Below are 23,466 nucleotides of genomic sequence, written 5' to 3' on the forward strand. Positions count from 1 at the left end.
TCTATTTACGTAATTTCGGATCGAGTGCATCACGCAGACCGTCACCGAGCAAGTTAAATGCTAGCATTGTGATAACCATCAAACCTGCTGGGAACCACATCCGCCATGGAAACAGTGTCCAACCTGTCAAGGCATCATTGATCATTGAACCTAGTGAAGATCTCGGTGCAGATACACCTAGTCCGAGGAAGCTCAAGAAAGCTTCAGCAAAGATTGCATTTGGAATGGACAATGTCAATGTTACGAGAATTGGACCGATTGCGTTAGGCAGCAAATGACGGAACAATTGACGAGTTGTGCTTGCACCCATCGAACGTGCCGCGAGAATAAAGTCTCTGTTTTTGAGTTGCATAATCTCTCCACGGACAATCCATGACATACTGATCCAGCCCGTAATGGTGAGTGCAATGATAATGGTAGTCAAACTTGGTTCCAATACAACCAACAACAAGATTACTACGAGCATGTAAGGCAAAGAGTAAAGAATTTCGGAAAACTTGTTCATAATTCCATCTACACGTCCACCGTAGAAGCCCATGATTGCCCCATAAATAACACCGATAATAAGGTCAATCAAAGCTGCGGCCAAACCTACAGTAAGGGATACACGTGCACCGACCCATGTTCTTACCCATACATCACGACCAAGCTCGTCCGTTCCGAACCAGTGTTCCGCACTTGGTGGTGAGTTAGAATTGATCAGATCGTTGGAATAGTAATTGTACTGAGTAAACAATGAAGTTGGACCGATTATAGAGAAAATCACGACAAGAATTAAGACACCTAGACTGATCATTGCGGCTTTGTTCGCTGCAAGTCTATACATAGCATCTTTAAAAAGAGATATGCTTTCTTGCGGCTTAACCGCTGCCTGACTGTTCAGGTCAGTGTTAGCCGTTTCATTTTTTTTATTGTTCGTGCCAGACAACGTTATGCCCCCTTCCGGCTTTCCAGCTTAATTCTAGGATCAATTAGCACGTAAGCAATATCTGTGAAGAAACGTGCCAACATCAGGAGAATACCGTAGAAGATCGTAATCCCCATGATCATTGTGTAATCACGGTTTGTGATACTTTCTACGAATACTTTACCAATACCACCAATGTTAAAGATTTGTTCAATAACTACGGAACCTGTAATAATATTTGCTGTCATTGGACCAACATAAGTCACAACAGGAAGAATACCATTACGTACAACATGTCTGAACATAATTGCAGGCCATTTCAGACCTTTAGCTTTCGCTGTTTTGATATAGTCAGCATGAAGTACTTCCAGCATGCTTGAACGCGTCAAACGAGCGATAAAGGCGATCGGAGATGCAGATAGAGCTGCAACCGGGAGCACATAGTCGAGTGGTCCGTCGAAGCCCATTACGTTAAACCATCCGAGTTTGGATGCAAAAATGTATTGCAATAGGGACGCTAACAAGAAGCTTGGTACCGCGATCCCGATAACAGCAAGCACCATCGTGACATCATCAATGAGTTTACGGTGATACACTGCTGCGATCAGACCAAGCAGTACACCCACTATAACGGAGATAATAATTGCGAAGACACCCAGTTTAAGTGACGCTGTAAACGTTTGAGTAATCATGTCGGTTACTTCTTGGTTCAGGTATTTCATAGAAACCCCGAAATCCCCTTGAATAATTCCACCCATGTACTTCAGATATTGAACAAACATAGGCTTGTCTAATCCATACTTCACTTCTAGTAGTGCCCGAATTTCAGGCGTTACTTTTTTCTCGGATGTAAAAGGGTCACCCGGAATGGCCTTCATTAGGAAGAAGGTTGCTGATGCGAGTATGAAAAGCGATAGCAGCATAAATAGCAGTTTTTTCAGCACGTACTTAACCAACCCTTGCACACCTCCAAAAACAATATTTTGTATACAAATCGATTGTAGAATTAGACAACAATAAAGTCCAATCCATTTATCGGAAATTTCAAGAATTATAAGGAAAATCAGTTCACATACAAAAAAATCGGGATATATATGGAATTCCACATATATATCCCGAAGTAATCATATAGACTTCAGAACAACTTATTTCTCTTCCAGATATGCACGAGTGAAGTCAATTGCTCCACTGAAATCAAGTTGTACGCCTTTCAGGTAAGGCTTAGTCAAAGATACGTTAGTGTAGTAGTAGATTGGCATAACAGCCATTTCATCTTGAATCAGGATTTTTTCAGCGTCAGCGAAAGCAGCCATACGAGCAGCTGGATCAGCAGATTTTACAGTGTCTTTAACATCTTTGTCATACTGAGCATTGCTGAACTTGGAATCGTTGTTTGTGTTTCCAGTAGTCCACATTTCCAAGAAGTTGTACGGGTCATTATAGTCTGCAGACCAACCTGCACGAGCAACTTGGAAGTTTTGGTTTTGACGATTATCGAGGAATACGCCCCACTCTTGGTTTTCAGTTTTCACGTCAACGCCAAGATTATTCTTCCACATATCAGCAACTGCAAGAGCAATCTTCTGATGGTTGTCACTTGTGTTGTAGATCAAAGTGATTGCAGGCAACGTAGTGTAACCTTCTTCTTTCATACCTTCTTCAAGCAATTTTTTAGCTTCTTCTACATTTTCAGTGAAGTAGTCATCTTTGTGCTCATCACGGAACTCGCCGTTTTCACCACGGATACCTGGAGGTACGAAACCGAATGCTGGAATTTGTCCACCTTGAGTTACTTTGTCAACGATTGGTTGACGGTTAATAGACATTGCAAATGCTTTACGGATTTTAACGTTGTTAAATGGAGCTTCATTTACGTTAAATTGGTAGTAGTACGTACTTGCGATACCAGTAGCTTTGAACTCATCTGGCAATTCTGCTTTTACAGAAGGAATTTGGTCAGTTGGGATCTCACCGTTAGGTGCACCAGTGTAATCCAATTGTCCGGATTTGTAAGCTTGCAGTTCAGAAGCACTGCTGCTTGTCAAGGACATATCGATTTGAGTCAATTTAATATCAGATGCTGCATGGTAGCCATCATTTTTCTTAACTACGATTTTTTGACCTTTAGCGTACGTATCCATAGTGAATGGTCCGTTAACGATCATGTTTTTGTAATCTGTGAAGAATTTGTCATTTGTATCAGCAGACTGGTGTACTGGGTAGTACGTGTAGAATGCTGTCAGACCCAAGAAGTAAGGTGTAGGGTTTTCCAAAGTAACTTCAAGCGTATGCTCGTCTGTTGCTTTAACACCTACTTGTGCGAAGTCTGTAACTTTAGTACCTTCGAATGTTTCATCAGAGCTGCGGTTGTAACCTTCAGCGCCTTTGATGTAATACAATTGGTAAGCATAAGGAGAAGCAGTTTCTGGTTTCAATGCACGCTCCCAAGAACGAACAAAGTCTTCAGCAGTGATTGCATCACCGTTGCTCCATTTTGCTTCTGGATTCAGGTTGAAAACATATTTCAATCCATCTTCAGAAATTTTCCAGTCAGTTGCAACGCCAGCTTGTTCTTTACCATCAGCATCGATGCGTACAAGACCTTCATACAAGAATTTCAGAACTGTGTTGGTTTGGCTGTCTTTTGCTTGAGCCGGGTCCAACGTAGGAGGTTCAGCTGTCAGGTTAATTTTCAGCACTTGATCTTTCGCAAGACCATTACTTTCGCTTGCAGAACCAGTATCGGTGTTGTTACCTGTGCCTTCATTTTTCGATCCGCACGCTGCAAGTACGGTACCGAACGCCAAGATCAGCGTCAAAAGGACTAATAGACTTTTCCTTTTCATCTAACACTTTCCCCCTAAATTGATGTGGTTTATGTTTATAGATTATACAACCACCGGTCAAAAAAATCTACATTACTTTTTCAGAAAGTAATGTTTTTTTCACTTTTCGACAAAATCGACACATTTTTTAACCCTTTTGCGTTATGTAACCTCACATCTGTTTCATGAAATATCTAAATAGTCCAAATATAGTAAACAAAACATATCCAAAACTCATCATTACAAATGCCATACGCCAAACTGCCCGGAACATTCGTCCCCCATTCACTTTACCTTTTAGTCGATTTTGCGCTCCTCCTACCAATCCAAGTGCTATTAGTATGAAAATAAGCGTCAAAGAAAAACCAAAATTCGTCTCAAATGTTAAGTTGAATAACGCAGATACAGAGAAAATTAGAAATAGCGTTGTAACATCCATAGCTTTTCGAACCGCAACCCGTTTATCCTTTTTCCAAGCATACATAACCCAATATACAATAATGAAAGGAAAGAAGGGCAATATACTCAACGTGATAAAAAAGCTCATCAATTCACTCCTTCCGGATGCATACCTTTGATTAAATGCAGCAACGCTTCATGCAACGGAGCATTCAGTCCACACTGATGCGCCAAAATTACGATTTGCCCATTGATGGAATCAATCTCAGTACGACGTCCTTCCAGAACATCCGCAAGCATAGAAGAGGTATTTGAGGCTGTCGTCTGGCATACGTTCAACAGTTGTTCCCAAAGATCTGCATCCGCCGTAATTCCGCTTGCTCTGTATACCGTGATTGCCTCATCATAAAGCTGGCGCATAATCGTGGTGCGTTCTTTATTTAGAAGTAATTCGCCATTCGGTATTCGCCAGACGGCCGTAAGTGGGTTAATGACTGCATTGATGATCAACTTCCTATATATCAGCTTATCGATTTGATTCGACACTGTACAGTCAAATCCTGCCTGTTGTATAGTGTGCACCAAACTTATTAGTCCATTCTCTCCCGCTTGTCCTCCATAACGTGGTGAATCCTCATCACTTTGACCAATCCAAGTCTGTCCTTCACCTGCACGGATTACCTCGGTGCCTACTCTTTTGGCTCCTTCTGTAGTGATGGCGTTGTATATAGTAGCTCCTCGCATAGCTTCTTGTAATTTTGCCACATGTCCAATTCCATTTTGGAAACATATGATATTAAGCGGTTCCTTACCCATAGACTTAATGTCATGGATAATCTCATCCATTGCCGTCTGCTTCACCATCAGAAGTAACCAACTCCCAGGTGAATGTGCCCATGTCTCGGCTAAGCTCTTAATGCAATGGGCCTGAATATCCGCTCCGCTTATGGTCAGCACCTCTGCTTCGTTAGGCTCTATAATTTGCAAACCAAGCTTCTTCATGCTGGATGCTTGCTCAGAAGTTCGAGTCCAATAACGTACCTGGTGACCAGCAGCCTGTAGTTTACTTCCGTACAATAATCCAAGTGACCCTGCGCCTATAATGTCAATAATCATATGACACCCTCCTCTCGCCATTCTCCATACCTTAGATTAGATCTATATATCATAGAACAAAACGATTAAACAAAAAACCCGTGCACGTTACCGTATCTAACGGAAATGTGACGGGTTCATTCCTATATCGAAGATTAAGCACGGATCTGTACTACTCAATTCGCTCCAGATTTCCGTTAGCATCCATTTTAAACCGTGTTTTGAGCTCTTCTTCTTCCTCTGACAAAAATGCAAGTCTTCTTGCACGATCCATAATCTGAATCAATGCCTTGTAATCGTCGTTCACTACACGGTAATCGGTTTGAACTTCATTCACTTGCTTCGATAAACGATCATTCTCACAACGAAGCTCATGAAGTTCGTCTTCTTTTTCTCGTAATTCTTTTTCCAGCATTTTGAGCTGACGTCCGTTTTCTTGTACTGTTCCTCTCCATTGACGTAAGAAACGGATCACAGCATCGATGGAGAGAGTCTCTTCCAAGATTCCATCTGACTTATACAAGCTTTCTTCCGTCTCTAATGTAGAGAGTGCAGCCACTTGCGGCCCAAGCAATGCAGGTTGTTTTCTAAGATAACTACGTTTTTGGCGTTGTGCTTTGGCATTGCTGATCGCAGATTCATACTTTTTCCGCACAAAGCTGTTCCAGCGAAATCCGCAAGCGGCAGACGTTCTGCCAATTTTATCGCCTACTTCCTCAAATGCAGCGAGCTGCGTGCTTCCATCCCGAATATGACGTAATGTAACCTCAGCCAAAATCAAATCGTCCTCTGTACTCCAAGCATCCTGTCTCACTGCAGTCATGCTATAATACCCTCCTAACAACATCCTAAAATAACCGTTCACCTTACCGATCTCCCGGCTTGTGAATGAGGTATAAAAGCTGCTTCATTCATTCTTATGCCTCTCATAGAGTTCATAGAATTGATTTCATACTAAAATGTATTTCCACATTTAAGTGTACTCATACGTCACATGTGTAAAAGAAAGCATAATTAAGCCTTTCAAGGCAAAAAAAGAATTCGCTTTCATATCCTATTCTGTTTACACCTTTTTCCTTTCCCGGTATAATGTTGTGTAGACAATCTATGATCGTACATAGAGAGGAGGACTTACCGTGGCACGCATGTTTCGAGTACTCGGGTTCTTCACACTCACGATTGGCCTGATGGCTTTTGCAGGGAATTTGGTCGAGATGGCCTTGCTTTTTTTCCTGCAGACTGCGTTTTTCGTCATTTTGGGATATCTGAAATTCACCGAAAGAACGTACATATTGCTCTTCTGGGGTTATATGATCGTTACCTTCACGGGGTTCAGTTACTGGACCGTATTCCAAATGGATTTGCCGCTCTAATCCGCCAACAGCAAAAAAGCGATCCAGTTTACTCCGGATTGCTTTTTTTGTCGTTTCGAAATCTATGATAACTCAGGTGATTGAAGTATGGTTTAACGCGTTATGTAACCACTAAGGATATTTCACAGGTTTGTTTCATATATTGTTTGAAAGAGAGAAGCCTGTACAATAGATATGACTAAGGAAAGGAGAATGATATTCGTGAAACGTCGGTATAACATCATTGCTCTACTCGTATCCACCCTACTTTTTGTCCAACTTACATCGACTTCCGTTTATGCCGAGCCCTCTCCTGAGGAAACCCGTGAGATATTGCAAAAAAGCTTGTCCATCGTTGAGATCGACCATGAGATTGAACGGATCACACAAAGACAGAATGAATTGGATCAGCAGCAACTTACGTTGACGAGTCAGCTTCAAGAGCAAAAGGAACAAATACATATTCAACAGGAACGGGCAGGTTCAGTTGTACGATCCTATTATACAGGTGAACGTGACAGCCTCCTCATGACCGTCCTTGGTGCCAGATCATTCAAAGATCTATTTATTCTTTATGATTACTATCAGATTATTATCGGCAGAGACCAGGCGGTATTGGATAAGTTTCAGGAGAGATATAGAAGCATGCAGCAAACGTCAACTCGCATCGCTCAAACGAGCCAAGAGCTCAATGAACTTAAATCTAATTTGCAGAATCAACGGGAGCGTGTAATCACATTACAAAAAGAAGTGGATGGGCAGGTAGCGGCTAGCGGAAATGCAGATGCCATTCAGAAGCTAATGAACGAGCTTACGATCTATTGGGAGAATATCGGAATATACGACGTTAAACGGTATTTCAAAGCTTTGGCATCAGCCATGCAAAATCTACCTGACTTTATTCAAAATCAAAATGGTGGAATTTCTACAACGGGAACATCATACACGATTCGGATCGGACAGAATGAGCTTAATCAATTTTTGCGAGAGCAGAATCCTATTTTTAATGATTTTGCATTTCAATTTGAAAAAGATCGAATCACAGCATCAGGCAAACGTGATCAATTGGAGTTAAGCATTGAAGGTCATTATACGGTGGAGAACGAGCCTCAGAATTCCATTCGATTCCATGTCGATAAGCTGGTATTTAATCAATTGGAGCTGCCTGATACAACACGCCGGATGCTGGAAAAGGAATTCGATCTCGGGTTTTATCCACAGAAAATTCTTTCTTTCGTAAAAGCGACAGAAGTATCTACAAGTGAAGGTGTGCTCGAAGTGAAATTAGCTATTTCATTTTGACAAACCTCGTATTTCAACAATACTATTCATGTACTGAATCGCTGAGATCTGACCTTGGATAAATTGCTTTATCTTCTGCTGAACCTTTCCCGTTGGCACATACGTTATTTCAGTTTTGGAAGGTAAAGCGTTTGTAGCCAATAAAGCTTTAATGTCCATTTTTCCAAAAAGAGAAGCCAATTTGCCAGACTGGACATTCATCTGATCTTGTTTAGTTGGCAAATAATGCGCTCGTTGGAACCATTCCAATTGCACAGCGGCGGAAGTCATGCCTTCAATCCACCGACTGGCTCCATCGGTCTCAGAAGAGCCGGTTGTAATGACAAAGCTTCGCGATTTTACTGGCAGTAGAGCTGTAACCGCTATCTGGTTAAATGAACCTGTGTCCCCCACTATTGTCTTATTCTCTTGTAGAAGTCTGGATAGTGACATGACCGTCATCGGGACTATATTTTGTTGAAACGCCTCTGAAGACTCAGCATTCTTCGCGTCCAAATGCAGGTATGGTTGAATCTTCTCTATTAACTGTAACTCCTGTTGGTATTCTCCCTCTAAAAGACTACCTTGTTCCCCATTCATCATGTAGTTCATAGCAAGACCAGGCTCAAAATGATTCAGCCAAGCACTCGTTGCATAGATATCATCACTGTCGATTGATAACAGTTTCGTCCCCGCATTACTTGCCTGCTGTATTAGCTTAATCCACTGATCTTCCCGTTGTGGCAATGTATCTAAACCTGATTTAGTAAGAAATGCAGAACGGGCCGCAAGCACGTAAGTATCAAAATCAAACGGCATTGCCCATTGGTAGCCATTCCATTCAGTCATTTCCCGCAAAGGAATGACAGTTTCTCCAAGTGACTTGGATAACGTAGTCCCATTTAAGGGATACAAGAATCCTCTTTTGGCATAATTCTGAATCTCGGTACCATCTAACAGAATAACATCTCCACTATCTCCAACCGCAAACTCAGATTCAAGCACATTCTCGAATGTGTCCTGCTCCAAATTACGCAACTGTATCTCTACACCAGAGGAATCCGCAACTTGATTAGCAATCGTTTGAAATACAAGAAACTCCTCAGAAGTCATGGAAACAACAATTTCCACAGGTGCATGTTGATCTTCTCCACGGGATGTTTGGTTTGGAAATGTAGTACGATCGGGGTTACCCTCTTCACTTGATTGTGAGCCACCGAAGTCAAAGCTTGGAGAAAGTATAGTTAACGAAAGCAGCAACACTGCAAACAATACGATCTGATGTCTCCGCTTCATTACCTCTCCTCCTCGCTTCCTAATTATTTCCTGCGATGTCCATTGTAACAAATTCATAGGGCTCTTGTCCTAATCTGCCTAAAAACTGTTTTTCTAACTTTTGCATAATTTGAGCATATCGAGTTCTGAACATTATATGATGTTCGGTTTTTTCGCAATAAAAAACCGGCTCTATTGAGCCGGTTATGCTAGAAACATTTTCCGGGAAATAAACCTGCTGTATTCCCATGAATCACAACAAGTCTGCAGCTAATTGAGCAAGCTTGGATCGTTCTCCTTTTTCGAGCATAATGTGTCCACTGATTCCTTCTTGTTTGAATCTCTCTACGATGTATGTTAAACCATTACTTGCAGAATCCAGATAAGGGTGGTCAATCTGCTCAGGGTCGCCCATTAGGATGATTTTACTGCCTTCACCAACCCTTGATACAATCGTCTTCACTTCATGACGGGAAAGATTCTGCGCTTCATCAATGATAATGAATTGTCCTGGGATGGAGCGTCCGCGGATATACGTGAGGGCTTCGACTTGAATACTGCCTAATCCCATTAGGATTTTATCAATATCCCCTGCTTTTTTGGTATCAAACAGAAACTCCAGGTTATCATAGATCGGTTGCATCCACGGGCGTAGCTTCTCTTCTTTCTCGCCAGGTAGATAACCGATATCTTTTCCCATTGGAACTACAGGACGAGCAATCAATAGCTTTTTATATTTATGATCATCTTCCACTTTTAACAAACCTGCCGCAAGTGCCAGTAACGTTTTGCCTGTTCCTGCTTTTCCCGTTATCGTCACAAGAGGGATATCATCATTCAGCAGCAGCTCAAGAGCCATGCGTTGTTGTGCGTTACGTGCACTAATTCCCCACACATTATCATTACTAAGAAAAAGCGGCTCAAGCTTGGTTCCTTCTGTATTTACCTTGAGCAACGCTGATTTATTCGTACCCATCTCATCTTTGAGAATGACAAATTCATTTGGATAGAGTGAATAGGATAGTTGCAATGGTTTGATCGGGAGAAAGCGATAGGTGTAGAACTCATCAATAACGGATGGGTGCACCTTCAAGGCGGTATAACCTGGATACAGTTCACTCAGCCCTGCTGTCCGATCCGATAAGTAATCTTGTGTAACCAAACCAAGTACATCGGCTTTGATCCGAACAAGGACATCTTTACTGACCAGAACGACCTGTCGTTCTACAACCTCTTTTTCATTTTCTTCAATCTGATAATTCACAGCGACAGCCAAAATACGATTATCATTAGATACTTCACCAAACATCTCCTGTACCTTTACGAAACTGCGATGATTCAACTCAACTTTTAGGTTCCCTCCATTGGCAAGAGGCACACCACTATGCAGATGCCCTAACTCACGTAGTCCATCAAGCAACCTTGATACATTGCGGGCATTGCGGCCTATTTCATCGGCATTTCTTTTCTTGGAGTCGATCTCCTCCAGTACAACCGCGGGAATGATTACCTCATGTTCCTCAAAGGCAAATATGGCATTGGGGTCATGCAGAAGCACGTTGGTATCCAATACAAAAATCTTTTTCATTCAATCCCCTCCAAAGCGGCGTCGTTAAAGGCATGGATAAGTGCGATCTTTCAGCAGCGGCATGGACAATCATGCTCCCATACATAAATGTATTCGACTAGGACAAAATAATTGTCAACCATTCTGAAAAACTCTAAGAAAGGATGAACATTTATGAAATTTGGGATATGCGCGCTGCTTCTGATCTTTATACTTACAGGCTGTAACAGTACTTCGCATAACGCTTCGCAGAATGCTTCACAAGATCAGTACAAGATGCATCCAAGAAGTTATGGAGGTAATATTACAACTCAGCAAGATCGGATGAGAGGATCTCATATGCTGGACGCACAAGATGATCTTAGAAACCCTACAGGACTTGAACCAGTTCCTGAAAATACAGGTGAAGTCCATGATACAAACATCGTAGATGATGCACAAACAGGCCGGATGCCTAATGATCAACGAATTCATCACCTCAAAGCACTCGCTAAGCAAGTGGAAGGTGTGGAGGATGCCAATTGTGTCATTCTAGGTAATACTGCTGTAGTTGGTATCGATGTTGATGGCGAGCTTGAGCGTGCACGCGTTGGTACCATTAAATACGCTGTTGCCGAGGCTCTTCGTAAAGACCCTGAGGGTGTAGATTCTATTGTTACGGCAGATGCCGATGTCACTGAACGAATCAAAGAAATTGGTGAGCATATCCGTCAAGGACACCCGATCTCCGGTTTTGCCTCAGAGCTTGCTGATATGGTGGGACGAATCATCCCACAGCTACCAAAAGACGTACAGGTTCGACAAAATCCCGATGAACAAAATGAGCAGCAACCTCAAATGCAACAGCAACAGCAGCAACAACATTCTACAGACAAAAGACAACAAAAAGCCCAGTGATTTCTCACTAGGCTTTTTTCATCGCAGCAAACACCTGCTCATCTAATTTTTCAGCAGCACGCTGATCGTATATTTTGACATATTGAGGCACAGAGGATAGCTGAGCTCCATAAAACAACGCATTTCGCACAGCTTCGATTGAAATGTCGAAACAGCACATATTAAATGGAACATCCTGCAATGGATCTTGGCGTACCGAAGCACGACCGTTAATGGCATACACCATCTCTTCTCCAAATACAGTGACAGTTATCAATGGATTATGGATCATATTCTTCACGAGACGTGAACGATGATCCAGTGCAACACGAAGAGTCGAAGCATTCTCTGCATAAATCCATGAAATCGCAGTAGATGTAGGGCCTCCGAATTCCAAATCAACGGTGTTCAGGAGGACAAATGTCTCATGTTTGAACTGTTGCAAAAGAGATTCAGTTAATTGTGTGACGGCTTCGGACATTCAACCAGCCCCCTAATCTTCTTTAGGCAAGACTTGCTTCACTGCTTAAGTCATTATAGCATACCGCTAAGCTCGCTTCCAATCCCCAAAGAATGAGAGTTATTCTGCTGCTGGAGACGCAGTCACTTTACCGGATAACGTATCCTGCAGAGCTTGCTTTGCATTCGCTAGCTCCGTCTCGTTGATATATACATATGGACTTCTCCACTCACCTGTCACTGGAGTATAGTGTACATCCGATTTAGATATATCCCAATACGTGGAAATGAAATTTTTCATTTGTTCTGATTCCACATCTGTGGTCATATTGTCATCCACTGCACCAATAACCTTACCGATTTTGGTAACACCACCTAGTGACTTCATCTGATCTAACATGGAATTCAACACTTGGTTTTGGCGTTTATTTCGGTCAAAATCGTTGGATTCTTGTGTTTTGGGATCACAATTCGATTTACGGTAACGAACGAAGTCAAGCGCTTCTTTACCATCGAGATGCTGTGGGCCTGCTTTGAGATTAATATCTGTACCATCTGCTTTATCTCGGTAACACATATTTTTATCTACAGTCACATCTACCCCACCAACCGCATTAACGGCATCGCGGAAAGCTTGGAAATTCAAGACGGTTGTATAATTGATGTCCACACCAAGATACTTGCCCATCATTTCTTTCATCTGATCTTCCGCTTTTTTACCGGAGGTTTTCTCCTGTGCCTTAAATCTCGGATAATATGAGTTCAATTTATTCGATTTATATCCATCCAATACAATGCGTGTATCCCGTGGTAGCGACACTATCGTTGCCGTTTTGGTCTCCGGATTCATGGAAGCCACCATCACTACATCGGATAGGTAAGTTCCTGTCTCAGGACGATTATCCGTACCTAAAAGTAGCATCGTAATCGGTTTGGTCTTAGCCGACATCCCTGCAGGTACCGGTTTATCAATACCTGTATCCGCTACTTGGTTGTACACCCAGTAGATATATCCAGCCCCCACCAATATGCCGATGACGAACAAACTGAGTACGATCTTCGCAAATGCTCGCAACCCTTTTTTCTTTTTCTTAGGTTGACCCTTGCCATTCTTCGATCCAGAAGTACTGGATTTCGTCGGTGCCTGTCTCCGTGGAGGTAAGCCGTTCGAATTCATATCTTCAACACCTTTATCACATCTGTTTTTTGTCTAAATAAAAGACAACCGCTTTCCCGAGGGAAAACGGATGGTTTGTACAAGACAACATTTATGAGTTCCGTGCGGAAGCTTCCGCTTTTTTCTTTTGACGACCTTCAATAAAATAGCGCACTCGTACTAACAACATCAAACCAACCGCTACCAGCAAACATTGAATGATGGGAAGCTTATCGATCTGAAAAATAAGAAGCATGAATGTGCCCATCGCCATCAACAGATAGAGGAAAATTTCCTTAACGAGTGGTAACTTCTGACGTACCCGAAACACCTTGTTGTATACGTAAGTTATTAGCACAAAGATGACGATATAGGCTACGATCGGGTGTGATGCGAACCATGCTTGCATGTTAAGGCATCTCCTTTCGTGATCATGCTTGTATAAGTAAATTGGTTGATGAAACAACACTGGAACTTAGAAGTTCATACGAGCATTAGTGGCCGTTCCGGGTTCGGATCGTTCTTTCGATCGCTGTTATCTCCAGATTTTTTGATCCATTTTTGCAATGGGAAATCCGGAGATAAAGGCGAACGCTTTGCTTCTTCAGAATCGATTCCGTTCCCTCCACTACTTATGCTGCATCAACCTAAGTAATAGTTGGAGAACATCAAACGTTAACTTATACATTCTATTTTTTTGTTAGTTAAGATTAAGCGTTATTTTGAGCCATTTTGCGTTGTTTTTCTGCACGCTCACGCTCGGATTTGTTCAGAAGTTTCTTACGAAGACGAATGGATTTCGGCGTGATTTCACAGTATTCGTCATCGTTCAAATATTCAAGCGCCTGTTCCAATGAGAAGATAATCGGCGTTTTAATTTTAACCGTATCATCTTTACCAGCAGAACGAACGTTACTCAGTTGTTTTTCTTTACAGATGTTAACTACGATATCATTGTCACGTGTATGCTCACCAACAATCATACCTTCGTAAATTTCTGTTCCTGGCTCAAGGAAGAGCGTACCACGATCCTCAACACCCATCATTCCGTAGAACGTAGATGTACCCGTTTCAGTTGAGATCAGTACACCTTGGTGACGTCCACCCACTTGACCGGATACCACTGGAGCATAGCTGTCAAATGCATGGTTCATTACGCCATAACCACGAGTCAATGTCAGGAAGTTAGTGCTGTATCCAATCAGACCACGTGCAGGAATCAGGAACTCCAGACGTACTTGACCAGTACCGTTGTTGATCATGTTAACCATCTCTGCTTTACGTGCGCCCAGGCTCTCCATGACGGAACCCATGCTTTCTTCAGGGATATCAATCAACAAACGCTCAAGAGGTTCCATTTTCTTACCGTCGATTTCCTTAACGATAACTTCTGGTTTGGAAACTTGAAGCTCATATCCTTCACGACGCATATTTTCAATCAGGATACCCAAGTGAAGCTCACCACGTCCGGAAACGATAAATGCATCTGGGCTCTCTGTTTCATCAACACGAAGAGATACGTCTGTTTCCAATTCTTTTAACAAACGCTCGCGTAGTTTACGGGAAGTTACCCATTTACCTTCACGACCTGCGAATGGACTGTTGTTTACGAGGAATGTCATTTGCAGTGTTGGCTCATCAATTTTCAGAACCGGCAAAGCTTCAGGGTTGTTCGGGTCAGCAATCGTTTCACCGATGTTGATATCCTTAATACCCGCGATCGCAACGATGTCACCTGCACCAGCTTCCTCTGTCTCAACACGTTTCAGACCTTGGAAACCAAACAGTTTCTCGATACGAGCTGTTTTGCTTTTGCCATCACGCATAATAACAGTAACGGATTGGCCTTGACGAATCACACCGCGGTTTACACGACCGATAGCGATACGTCCGAGGTATTCATTGTAGTCCATCAGAGTTACGAGGAATTGCAGTGGCTCTTCAACGTTCTCTGTTGGATGAGGGATATGACTTACGATGGTATCGTAGATCGCCATCATGTTGTCATCTTGTTTGGCAGGATCGTCTTCCATGCTTGATGTTCCGTTCAATGCGGAAGCATATACGACAGGGAATTCAAGTTGTTGATCGTTGGCACCCAGTTCGATGAACAGGTCAAGTACTTCATCAATAACCTCAGCCGGACGAGCCGCTGGACGGTCGATTTTGTTTACAATAACGATCGGAGTCAGGTTGTGCTCAAGTGCTTTACGAAGTACGAACTTCGTTTGTGGCATACAGCCCTCATAAGCATCAACAACGAGCAAAACGCCGTCAACCATTTTCATGATACGTTCTACTTCACCACCGAAGTCGGCGTGACCAGGTGTATCTACAATGTTGATCAGGAAATCTTTATAAGTTATAGCCGTGTTTTTGGCCAAAATCGTAATACCGCGTTCACGCTCCAAATCGTTGGAGTCCATTGCGCGCTCCTGTACAGTCTCGTGATCACGGAATGTACCGGATTGCTGGAGCAACTTGTCGACGAGTGTCGTTTTCCCGTGGTCGACGTGGGCAATAATCGCAATATTGCGAATGTGTTCTCTTGAATGCATGGTTTGTATCCATATCCTTTCCAATTTCAATTCTTATCTTATCTACTAAACTTCCCGCAAAATCGCAGGTTACTCACAAAATAAGCGTCGGTGATAACCCGACGCATGTCTATATCCCTTATATTATAGTTTATCATAGGTAAAAATCAAGATATTTCGCTTGAAATCAGCACTGAGATTATTACCAGCCCTTACCTCGACGTCCCCGTCCTAGTAATAACCACACTCCGCCTAAGATCAACAGGACAGCAAGTACGTAGACAATCCCCGTCTGAAGCAAGGTAAATCCGAGCAATATGACAGCTACTGCACCTATAATCATTGCAGCAGGTAACACATACTCAGGTCTTCTTCGACGTTCAGCTAGTCCGTATTCTAATAAACCTACAGCAACACCTAGCAGAAGAACCGGCCACAACCTTGCCATCAGACCCACTCCCCATGTGTTCGTTATGCCGAACAACAAGCCGTATACCGTTAAAATTCCCGCAGGAACAAGTGACCATGAAGGCGAGAGTCGTGCATAATACAGCGCATGAAGAGCAATACCCGGCAGAAGGATCAACAACGGCCAGAAATGGCGCCCAATGAATCCAAACACCCCTAGCTTACCGAGCAAAATAATCACACCTGCAACAACTATAAAAATCCCGATTGCTTTTTCATTTCTCATTCTCATTTTCTGCAAGTCACCTCTTAACTGAAAATTGTAAAAACCTTCACACCCACTTGTTAGTTTCTAATTTTCTGTTTAAAAACAAATCAGAGATCAGCATAAATTGCTTGTTTAGTATTATAGTGCAACATAGATGCAACATCATGTCTAAACAATCTCTTTTCGTATCATAATTCAGCCTAGATATTTAACATATTTCTTTTCAGTTTGAGTTGACAGAGTTAGATAAAGAACTTTTTCTCCAATTTCCCGTTTTTATTCAGTTACTTCGATTTCTATAATTATTATACCAAACTAAGCAACGCTTCTGTAAATAAGCTTTGATACGTTTCTAATATATAAATGAAAATAGATAAGAGTATAATGCCCCCTTACAAAATCCATTAAATATAATTTATAACTAACGAACAAAAGGGTTTATATAAATCAAATTTATCATTTTATATATTTTATTTCATTCAACTTCTTTGCAAAAAAATAAACGGCCTTGTTCTATTAGGAACATAGCCGTTTATTTAAAGTATGGATCATACTTATGTAGTACATTAAAGAAATAAGTTGAAAACTATTATCTATTGGATACCGCGATCATAAATAGTTCCTGAATATACCGGATACCAAACACCTCCGCTATAATGTGTTCCTGCATATGTTAAGTAACCTGAATAGGTTCCTTCAACATAATACCAAGTTTGTGGATATGTCATACCTTCTCTATATCCTGGCAAACTATAATTTGTAACTTTAACACCTTTACTATTAGCTAAAGCAATTACTCTTTCTTCAATATTTTTTTTTGAAGTATGAGATTGTAAATCAGATGCAAGCCCTACACCAGGCAAAGATAAGAGCATAGCAGAAGCTCCAAGGATAATAATGGATTTTTTCATAATAAGTACCTCCAAATTTATTTTTTTACTTAATTAGAATATCATATTATCCAAAATATTCAAGGTTTTTTTAAAAAAAAGTATATTATTATATTAATTGTATTAAAAAGAGACAACACCATTAAGATTTTTTTGGAAAATTTCAAAAGATTAATGCCTCTTTTTTATATCAATTCTTCATTGAAAATACTTGGAATAAACATCTATATTTTCTCGCGCTCTACAAACTTATTTGCTCCTCCAACAGCAAGAACCAGACAAGCCATGGCTGCTGGAAGCAGCGTATGTGCTTCGGTTGTCATTCCGTTTAACCACTGCCCAAGCTTCGGATCGTTCATTACCATCTCACCAGCTGTAAAAGCCAAAATTCCAGAACCGACAAACACCAAGATCGGGTATCGCTTCAACAGTCCCACGATTAGACCACTTCCCCATACGACGATAGGAATGCTAATGGCAATACCAATAACGATCAGTGCCAGATCACCTTTGGCTAATGCAGCGATGGCTAGAACGTTATCTAAACTCATGACAAAGTCAGCGATCAAAATCGTTTGAATCGCTTTCCACGTCGTCTTTGCTTCACGAATATGTACCGCATCCTCATCCTGAAGCAATAGCTTCATGGCAATCCAGAACAGCATCAGTCCACCAGCAGCTTGAATGAATGGAATCCCCAGCAATAAAACGGCGGCAAAGGTCAGTACACAGCGTAATACTACCGCTCCAAATGCCCCCCACCACACGGCTTGTTTACGCTGCCTCACAGGTAAATCCTTACTTGCAAGTGCAATAACAACAGCATTATCTCCACTCAAAACCAGATTGATCATTAATATTTCAGTCAACAGCCATAAAGTATCCATAATCATCCCCCCACTCTAACTTGTATGTCAAAGTTGTCCATGCTATTCTTATCGATTGAACAAGCTTATTTTAGACAGGCATGTAAATGAAGGAGTGACAGCAATGGACATATTTAGCGCTGTTTTTTGGATTGCTTTAGTTAAAATTGTATTTATTGATCTCATGTTAGCTGGGGACAATGCCATCGTCATTGGTTTAGCTGCACGTAATCTTCATCCCTCCGTGCAGAAAAAAGCGATCCTATACGGAACAGTAGGTGCACTCCTTATACGAATTGTAGCAACCGTTGTTGTACTCTGGCTCCTTAAAGTGCCTTGGTTGCTCCTAGCTGGAGGCGTGCTTCTCGTCTGGATTGCCTATAAATTGTTAGCGGATCAAGGAGAAGAGCACAGCGATATCCAAGCAGGTAACTCGCTGTGGGTTGCAGTACGCACCATTGTTATCGCAGATGCAGCCATGGGGCTGGATAATGTCATTGCTGTCGCGGGCGCAGCCGAGCAGCATCTCCTACTCGTTATCCTAGGACTTCTTATTAGCGTACCTATTATCGTGTGGGGCAGTACGCTGTTCATTAAGCTGATTAATCGTTTTCCATGGATTATTTATCTTGGAGCTATCGTGTTAGGCTACACGGCTACCAATATGATTACGGAAGAGCATCAGCTTGTGCCTTTCTTCACCGAGCATCCGGCACTGCGAATATTGTTCATTGTTCTAGTCGTTGCCGGCATCGTATTGGCAGGTTATCGAAAACGTGTAAATCATGATAAAGCAGTCAAAAAGCATGAGCGCTCTTATTCGTAAGAAGAGTATATAAATATAAATGGTTTAAAAAAAGGACTGGCCGATGATTGTCGACTAGTCCTTTTTGTGTTTAACTTTGTCATATTTTAAGATGCGGGTAAACATATTCCTTGTTATGTCTTTCCATCCACTTGAGGTCACTATGAGGATTAAATGACGAATTGATTAAAACCAGTCTTCTTTGATTTCAGAGTCGTCACTAGAACTTGCTCCAGTGACAGATTCACCTGCATGTAACACAATCGTTTCGGTCTGTAGTACAGCTTCGTCGACCCATGCAGTCAGATGACTCATCGTTGCCTCAATTTTATCCACAATGCGGAGATTAGGATTCGTCGTTGGCGATTTGGGCACAAACAGAGTACAGCAGTCCTCATAAGGCAAAATGGAGATATCGTACGTTCCAATTTGCTTGGACAGCGTAATAATTTCTTGTTTGTCCATCATAACTAGCGGTCGCAGCAACGGCAGATCCGTTGCACGTCCAATCACGTTCATGCTGGGAAGTGTCTGACTGGCTACTTGACCTAAGCTATCGCCTGTAATCAATGCAAGCGCCCGTTCACGTTCAGCCAGTTTGGTTGCAATCCGCAACATAGAGCGCCGCATCAGCGTAATGATTAAGTTGTCCTGTCCGAGCTGCGTGAATGCCGTTTGTATCTCGGTAAACGGAACAAGATGCAGCTTAATCGTTCCCGCATGATCCGCCAGTGCACGGGCGAGGTCAATAACTTTCTCCTTGGCACGCTGACTTGTGAACGGATAGCTGTAGAAGTGTACACATTCTACTTCGAGTCCACGACGCATCGAAGACCAAGCGGCTACAGGACTATCGATACCACCGGACAACAAAAGCATGGCCTTTCCGTTTGTACCTAATGGGAATCCTCCTACAGCAGGTATTACCTCATTGAAAATATAAGTACCCTGCTCACGAATCTCTACGCGCAGCTCAATATCCGGCTCACGCACATCCACGCTAAGATCCTGAAAGGTTCGGAGAATGGGAGATCCCACCAAATGGTTCATCTCATGCGAGGAATGAGGGAACTCTTTCCATACACGGCGAGCATTTACTTTGAAAGTCATACCGCCTTCGAACTCGTGCTTTCTCTCCTCCATAAAAGCAACTGAAGTCTCCACAATGGCATCCCGCTCAGAGGGGGTCACTTTAACCGGACTGATCGACATCACGCCGAAAACCCTTTTTAACACCCGAATCAGATCTGTATAGGATTCATTACCGAGATCTACATACAGGCGACCAAACTCTTTTCGCAAACTCGCACTAGGGTAAGGCTTGAGCAAGGAACGCACTTGAGTAATGATCGTTTTCTCGAAACGTGCACGATTTTTTCCTTTTAACATAAATTCTCCAAAACGGAGAAGTAACATATCGTATTTCATCTGACTTTACATCCGCCTTTCCAACGGGCGCAATTGCGCCATCATCTGATGTATGGCCTGCTTCAGCAGGGTTACATCTTCTTCTGTATGTTCATCACCAAGACTAATGCGTAATCCTCCAGCTGCACAAGCCGCATCTTTGCCCATCGCGAGCAGTATACGACTTGGTTCAGCAGAACGAGAAGAACATGCTGACTGGGTCGATACCGTAACCCCGAGCTGCTCCAATGTATGAAGCACTACTTCGGCTTTCATGCCAGGATATGAGAAATGAATGATATGAGGTGCTCCCTGTTGATCGCTATTCAGCACTAAACCCGGAACTTCCTTAATAAACGCCATGATCTGATCACGATACACCGTCACGCGTTCAGCAAATTGGGGTTGACGCTCTACAGCAAGACGTATCGCCTTCGCCATACCTACGAGCAATGCTACATTTTCCGTCCCTGCTCTCATCCCGTTCTCCTGTGAACCCCCGGATAATAGTGGAGTCAGTTCAATCCCACTGCGCACGTACAAGAGTCCAGCTCCTTTAGGGCCGCGAAATTTATGAGCAGACAAGCTATATAGGTCGGCATACCAGGAAGCAGGCTTAGCCTCCAGCTTTCCAACGCCCTGCACACCGTCTACATGAAACAAAACACGGGGAGCTTCTTTCTTGAGTCGTTTACCGATCTCAGCAATCGGGTGAATAGCACCTGTCTCATTGTTGACATGCATTAAGCTTATAAGGACAGTATCCGGTCTTAACGCTTCGATAACCTGCTGCGCAGTAACCCTCCCAAGTGAGTCTACAGGAATCCATGTAACGTCCCATCCCCACTGTTGCAATTGGAGGAAGCTCTCATACACTGATGCATGTTCGGTAGCCGTGGTAATGATGTGTTTGCCTCGTGATTGGTAGCGTAATGCTGCCCCCTTAATCGCGAGATTGTTGCTTTCCGTTGCACCCGAGGTGAAAATGATCTCTTCAGGCCTAACCCCGATTGCTGTAGCACAACCAGCTCTCGCTCGCCGTAATAGTTGGTGTGCTCGCTCACCATAGCCATGGATGGATGAAGGATTACCATACTGAGCCTCCATCACTTCAGCTATAGTTCGTACGACATCTGGATCTGGAGGCGTCGTCGCTGCATAATCAAAATATTTCAAAACGAGGTTAAACCTCCTTATCGTCTGCACTCAAACTTCATGATTCTACAGTGAGCATTGTAACATGATACCGCTCCAACACAAAAAGACCAAACAGAAACAGGTAGAAACGCCCCTTCAAGTTCCTGAATTGATCTTTTGGCTGGACTCACTGTATATGCATTTCATTCAAAAGTTATAGCGTATATTTTGCTTGCGCCTTCTCTACCTTTGCGATATAAGCTTGCGTCTCGGTAGGCAGAAGCTTCAGTGCATTCATCAGTTCAGTGTCATTGGATACGCCCAAGCGTGATACACGTCCAGGTCCTGCATTGTACGCGGCGAGAGCCATCTTCACTTCTCCACCAAAACGTTGAAGCTGAAGAGAAAGATACTTCGTTCCCCCATCAATATTCTGCGCAGGGTCGAATGAATTGCTTACTCCGAGGCCAGCAGCCGTTCCGTCCATCAATTGCATTAAGCCTTTGGCTCCTGCTGAGGAAACAACGTTTGGATTAAAATTGGATTCTGTATCGATCACGGCCTTGATTAACGACTCAGGCACGCCATACTTGGCACTCGCTGCCGCAATTAAGGAATCATAATCGGTAGGTACAGTCTCTTCCCCATTCGTTGACACTGCATCCAACAGAGACGTAAGAGATACAGATGGACTGCTGCTTGTAGAAGCGGTTAAAGGTGTACCCGAATCTGAACTGTACTGGCTGCCCAATTGCAACCATAATAACCCGTCATTGGATCGTTTGGACAAACCAAGAGATGCTGAAGATGCCTCGCTACTGCTAGTCCCCCGGTTTCCAGTGCCTAATAGCCCGTCCATCATATTAGCAAAATCTACAGAGGAATTGACCGCTCCGGCTGACCCGCTTGATGGATTGGCAACGTTGGACAATTGCAGTTCAAGCAACTGCCGTGACCCACTGGGATCAATCTGCATGTGTATATCCACTCCCGTAATTTAAAACTATATTCTGCCTTTATTCTACATCGTTTTACATGAATCTGCCATCATTTTCAAAAAAATAAACACAGATATACTCTCTTTTGCACATAGACGAAAAAAACCTTCTCCATTCCCCGAATAGGGAACAGAAAAGGTCATCATATTAAAGTACTGTGTTCGTTTAAAGAAGATGCAAGAGGGACGACCCTCTGCTCTTATCGCGCGAAAGGAATCATGAAGAAATAACTGAGTGTAGCTACAATGCCTAGCCCCATAGACCAAGCACCTGCCGTTTTACGGCCGTTTACAAAAGCATAATAACCAAGTACAGCCGCAACGGGTCCAAGCACGATAGACCACATGAACAATGATGCGATCCCTGAGGCCAATCCAACATAGCCCGCAACCCTGCCTGTAGACTCCATCACTGCATCTGCCTCATGATTTTCCTGCGTACTTACGGGACGTTCAGAACGCTCCGTATGCACAGCCGTTGGGGGAGCAACCTCGGCACCATATTCTTCCCGATGTTCACGTCTTGGATAATCAACGCGTTCACGAGACTTCTTGTCCTCAGATTCAGAGCGCTTAAGCAAAAGATCTTTGTAATCATTTTTCATTACTAAGCACCTCCATTAAGAATGGGAATGACTGCTCATTTGGGTTTGAACGTGTGACAGCATGTGGCAGAGGATGTTCGTGCATGATCGTGATGATCGGAATCAAACGTCTCTCCAGCAAATTCCTCATGTAGGCGGCGGGTAGCATGCTGATCGATATCAATCATGATGGCATCCGCCTGACAGAAGTTATTCTCGCCCCAGTAGTTACAGTTAGAGACACTGCATTTAACGATTGGCTTTTCTTGACTCATTATTTATCACCTCGCACCTATTGTCTCCACGGTAATAATCAGCTATTCCCGTTCAAAATGTCAGATGATGACATGAATTCCCCTCTCGTAGCTATTTAGT

General features: G+C 42.8%; 24 protein-coding genes. 4 read left to right on the top strand and 20 right to left on the bottom strand.

What is annotated here, in order from left to right:
* Nucleotide 1 precedes the first annotated feature (1 nt).
* The 6 genes from V6W81_RS20325 to V6W81_RS20350 all read right to left on the bottom strand — a co-directional run bounded on the left by V6W81_RS20325 (nt 2) and on the right by V6W81_RS20350 (nt 6,049).
* Nucleotides 2-883: an ABC transporter permease gene (locus V6W81_RS20325; protein ID WP_430701366.1), complete on the bottom strand. Its 882-nt coding sequence runs from the start codon at nt 881-883 to the stop codon at nt 2-4.
* Between the two features lie 47 nt (nt 884-930).
* Entirely contained in the window at nt 931-1,863 is a 933-nt protein-coding gene (locus V6W81_RS20330; RefSeq protein ID WP_128102863.1) for an ABC transporter permease, read from the bottom strand.
* A gap of 189 nt (nt 1,864-2,052) precedes the next feature.
* Nucleotides 2,053-3,753, bottom strand: a complete 1,701-nt coding sequence (locus V6W81_RS20335) for a peptide ABC transporter substrate-binding protein (RefSeq protein WP_338540185.1) — start codon at nt 3,751-3,753, stop codon at nt 2,053-2,055.
* Between the two features lie 151 nt (nt 3,754-3,904).
* Nucleotides 3,905-4,279 (bottom strand): DUF3397 domain-containing protein, encoded by a 375-nt coding sequence (locus V6W81_RS20340; protein ID WP_145045633.1) that lies wholly within the window; start codon nt 4,277-4,279, stop codon nt 3,905-3,907.
* The gene (locus V6W81_RS20345; RefSeq protein WP_338540186.1) at nt 4,279-5,247 is read right to left on the bottom strand and encodes a ketopantoate reductase family protein; all 969 of its coding nucleotides are present in this window, start codon (nt 5,245-5,247) and stop codon (nt 4,279-4,281) included. The genes V6W81_RS20340 and V6W81_RS20345 overlap by 1 nt, the downstream gene beginning before the upstream one ends.
* A gap of 151 nt (nt 5,248-5,398) precedes the next feature.
* Nucleotides 5,399-6,049 carry an RsfA family transcriptional regulator gene (locus tag V6W81_RS20350; protein ID WP_056696111.1) on the bottom strand — a complete coding sequence of 217 codons (651 nt, stop codon included), beginning with the start codon at nt 6,047-6,049 and terminating at the stop codon, nt 5,399-5,401.
* A gap of 313 nt (nt 6,050-6,362) precedes the next feature.
* Here V6W81_RS20350 and V6W81_RS20355 point away from each other — a divergent pair, with 313 nt between their 5' ends.
* Entirely contained in the window at nt 6,363-6,599 is a 237-nt protein-coding gene (locus tag V6W81_RS20355) for a DUF2626 domain-containing protein (protein WP_056696109.1), read from the top strand.
* A gap of 201 nt (nt 6,600-6,800) precedes the next feature.
* Nucleotides 6,801-7,880, top strand: a complete 1,080-nt coding sequence (locus tag V6W81_RS20360; RefSeq protein WP_430700900.1) for a coiled-coil domain-containing protein — start codon at nt 6,801-6,803, stop codon at nt 7,878-7,880.
* Here the strand turns inward: V6W81_RS20360 and V6W81_RS20365 are convergent.
* Together V6W81_RS20365 and V6W81_RS20370 are read right to left on the bottom strand one after the other, a co-directional pair.
* A complete protein-coding gene (locus tag V6W81_RS20365; RefSeq protein WP_338540188.1) occupies nt 7,872-9,155 on the bottom strand; it encodes an ABC transporter substrate-binding protein in 1,284 nt (427 codons plus the stop codon). The two genes, V6W81_RS20360 and V6W81_RS20365, sit on opposite strands and share 9 nt — an antisense overlap.
* Nucleotides 9,156-9,387: 232 nt before the next feature.
* Nucleotides 9,388-10,722, bottom strand: a complete 1,335-nt coding sequence (locus V6W81_RS20370) for a PhoH family protein (RefSeq protein WP_056696100.1) — start codon at nt 10,720-10,722, stop codon at nt 9,388-9,390.
* Nucleotides 10,723-10,875: 153 nt separating this feature from the next.
* On the opposite strand from V6W81_RS20370, the gene V6W81_RS20375 reads away from it, so the two are divergent.
* The gene (locus tag V6W81_RS20375) at nt 10,876-11,598 is read left to right on the top strand and encodes a YhcN/YlaJ family sporulation lipoprotein (protein WP_145045642.1); all 723 of its coding nucleotides are present in this window, start codon (nt 10,876-10,878) and stop codon (nt 11,596-11,598) included.
* 7 nt (nt 11,599-11,605) lie between these two features.
* On the opposite strand, the gene V6W81_RS20380 is transcribed toward V6W81_RS20375, so the two are convergent.
* The 7 genes from V6W81_RS20380 to V6W81_RS20410 all read right to left on the bottom strand — a co-directional run bounded on the left by V6W81_RS20380 (nt 11,606) and on the right by V6W81_RS20410 (nt 18,182).
* Entirely contained in the window at nt 11,606-12,058 is a 453-nt protein-coding gene (locus V6W81_RS20380; protein ID WP_145045644.1) for a pyridoxamine 5'-phosphate oxidase family protein, read from the bottom strand.
* Nucleotides 12,059-12,157: 99 nt separating this feature from the next.
* Nucleotides 12,158-13,213 carry an LCP family protein gene (locus V6W81_RS20385; RefSeq protein ID WP_145045646.1) on the bottom strand — a complete coding sequence of 352 codons (1,056 nt, stop codon included), beginning with the start codon at nt 13,211-13,213 and terminating at the stop codon, nt 12,158-12,160.
* 91 nt (nt 13,214-13,304) lie between these two features.
* Nucleotides 13,305-13,601, bottom strand: coding sequence for a YlaH-like family protein (locus V6W81_RS20390; protein WP_338540189.1), 297 nt, complete (start codon nt 13,599-13,601; stop codon nt 13,305-13,307).
* Between the two features lie 301 nt (nt 13,602-13,902).
* On the bottom strand, nt 13,903-15,750 hold the full coding sequence (gene typA, locus V6W81_RS20395) for a translational GTPase TypA (RefSeq protein ID WP_128102875.1): 1,848 nt from the start codon (nt 15,748-15,750) through the stop codon (nt 13,903-13,905).
* A 181-nt stretch (nt 15,751-15,931) separates the two neighbouring features.
* Complete coding sequence (locus V6W81_RS20400) at nt 15,932-16,429, bottom strand: hypothetical protein (protein WP_338540190.1); 498 nt, start codon at nt 16,427-16,429, stop codon at nt 15,932-15,934.
* A gap of 569 nt (nt 16,430-16,998) precedes the next feature.
* A complete protein-coding gene (locus tag V6W81_RS20405; RefSeq protein WP_338540191.1) occupies nt 16,999-17,316 on the bottom strand; it encodes a hypothetical protein in 318 nt (105 codons plus the stop codon).
* 203 nt (nt 17,317-17,519) lie between these two features.
* Entirely contained in the window at nt 17,520-18,182 is a 663-nt protein-coding gene (locus V6W81_RS20410) for a TerC family protein (protein WP_338540192.1), read from the bottom strand.
* A 103-nt stretch (nt 18,183-18,285) separates the two neighbouring features.
* Here V6W81_RS20410 and V6W81_RS20415 point away from each other — a divergent pair, with 103 nt between their 5' ends.
* Entirely contained in the window at nt 18,286-18,987 is a 702-nt protein-coding gene (locus V6W81_RS20415; protein WP_338540193.1) for a TerC family protein, read from the top strand.
* Nucleotides 18,988-19,152: 165 nt separating this feature from the next.
* Here V6W81_RS20415 and thiI read toward each other — a convergent pair whose 3' ends face one another.
* From thiI to V6W81_RS20440, 5 genes are all read right to left on the bottom strand, one after another.
* A complete protein-coding gene (gene thiI, locus V6W81_RS20420) occupies nt 19,153-20,394 on the bottom strand; it encodes a tRNA uracil 4-sulfurtransferase ThiI (protein WP_338540194.1) in 1,242 nt (413 codons plus the stop codon).
* A gap of 6 nt (nt 20,395-20,400) precedes the next feature.
* Nucleotides 20,401-21,549 carry a cysteine desulfurase family protein gene (locus V6W81_RS20425; protein WP_338540195.1) on the bottom strand — a complete coding sequence of 383 codons (1,149 nt, stop codon included), beginning with the start codon at nt 21,547-21,549 and terminating at the stop codon, nt 20,401-20,403.
* A gap of 175 nt (nt 21,550-21,724) precedes the next feature.
* Nucleotides 21,725-22,486: a lytic transglycosylase domain-containing protein gene (locus V6W81_RS20430; RefSeq protein ID WP_338540196.1), complete on the bottom strand. Its 762-nt coding sequence runs from the start codon at nt 22,484-22,486 to the stop codon at nt 21,725-21,727.
* Between the two features lie 221 nt (nt 22,487-22,707).
* Nucleotides 22,708-23,112, bottom strand: a complete 405-nt coding sequence (locus V6W81_RS20435) for a hypothetical protein (protein ID WP_338540197.1) — start codon at nt 23,110-23,112, stop codon at nt 22,708-22,710.
* Between the two features lie 35 nt (nt 23,113-23,147).
* A complete protein-coding gene (locus V6W81_RS20440) occupies nt 23,148-23,366 on the bottom strand; it encodes a DUF1540 domain-containing protein (RefSeq protein ID WP_082560385.1) in 219 nt (72 codons plus the stop codon).
* Nucleotides 23,367-23,466 lie beyond the last annotated feature (100 nt).

Source organism: Paenibacillus tundrae (genome assembly GCF_036884255.1).
Taxonomy (GTDB): domain Bacteria; phylum Bacillota; class Bacilli; order Paenibacillales; family Paenibacillaceae; genus Paenibacillus.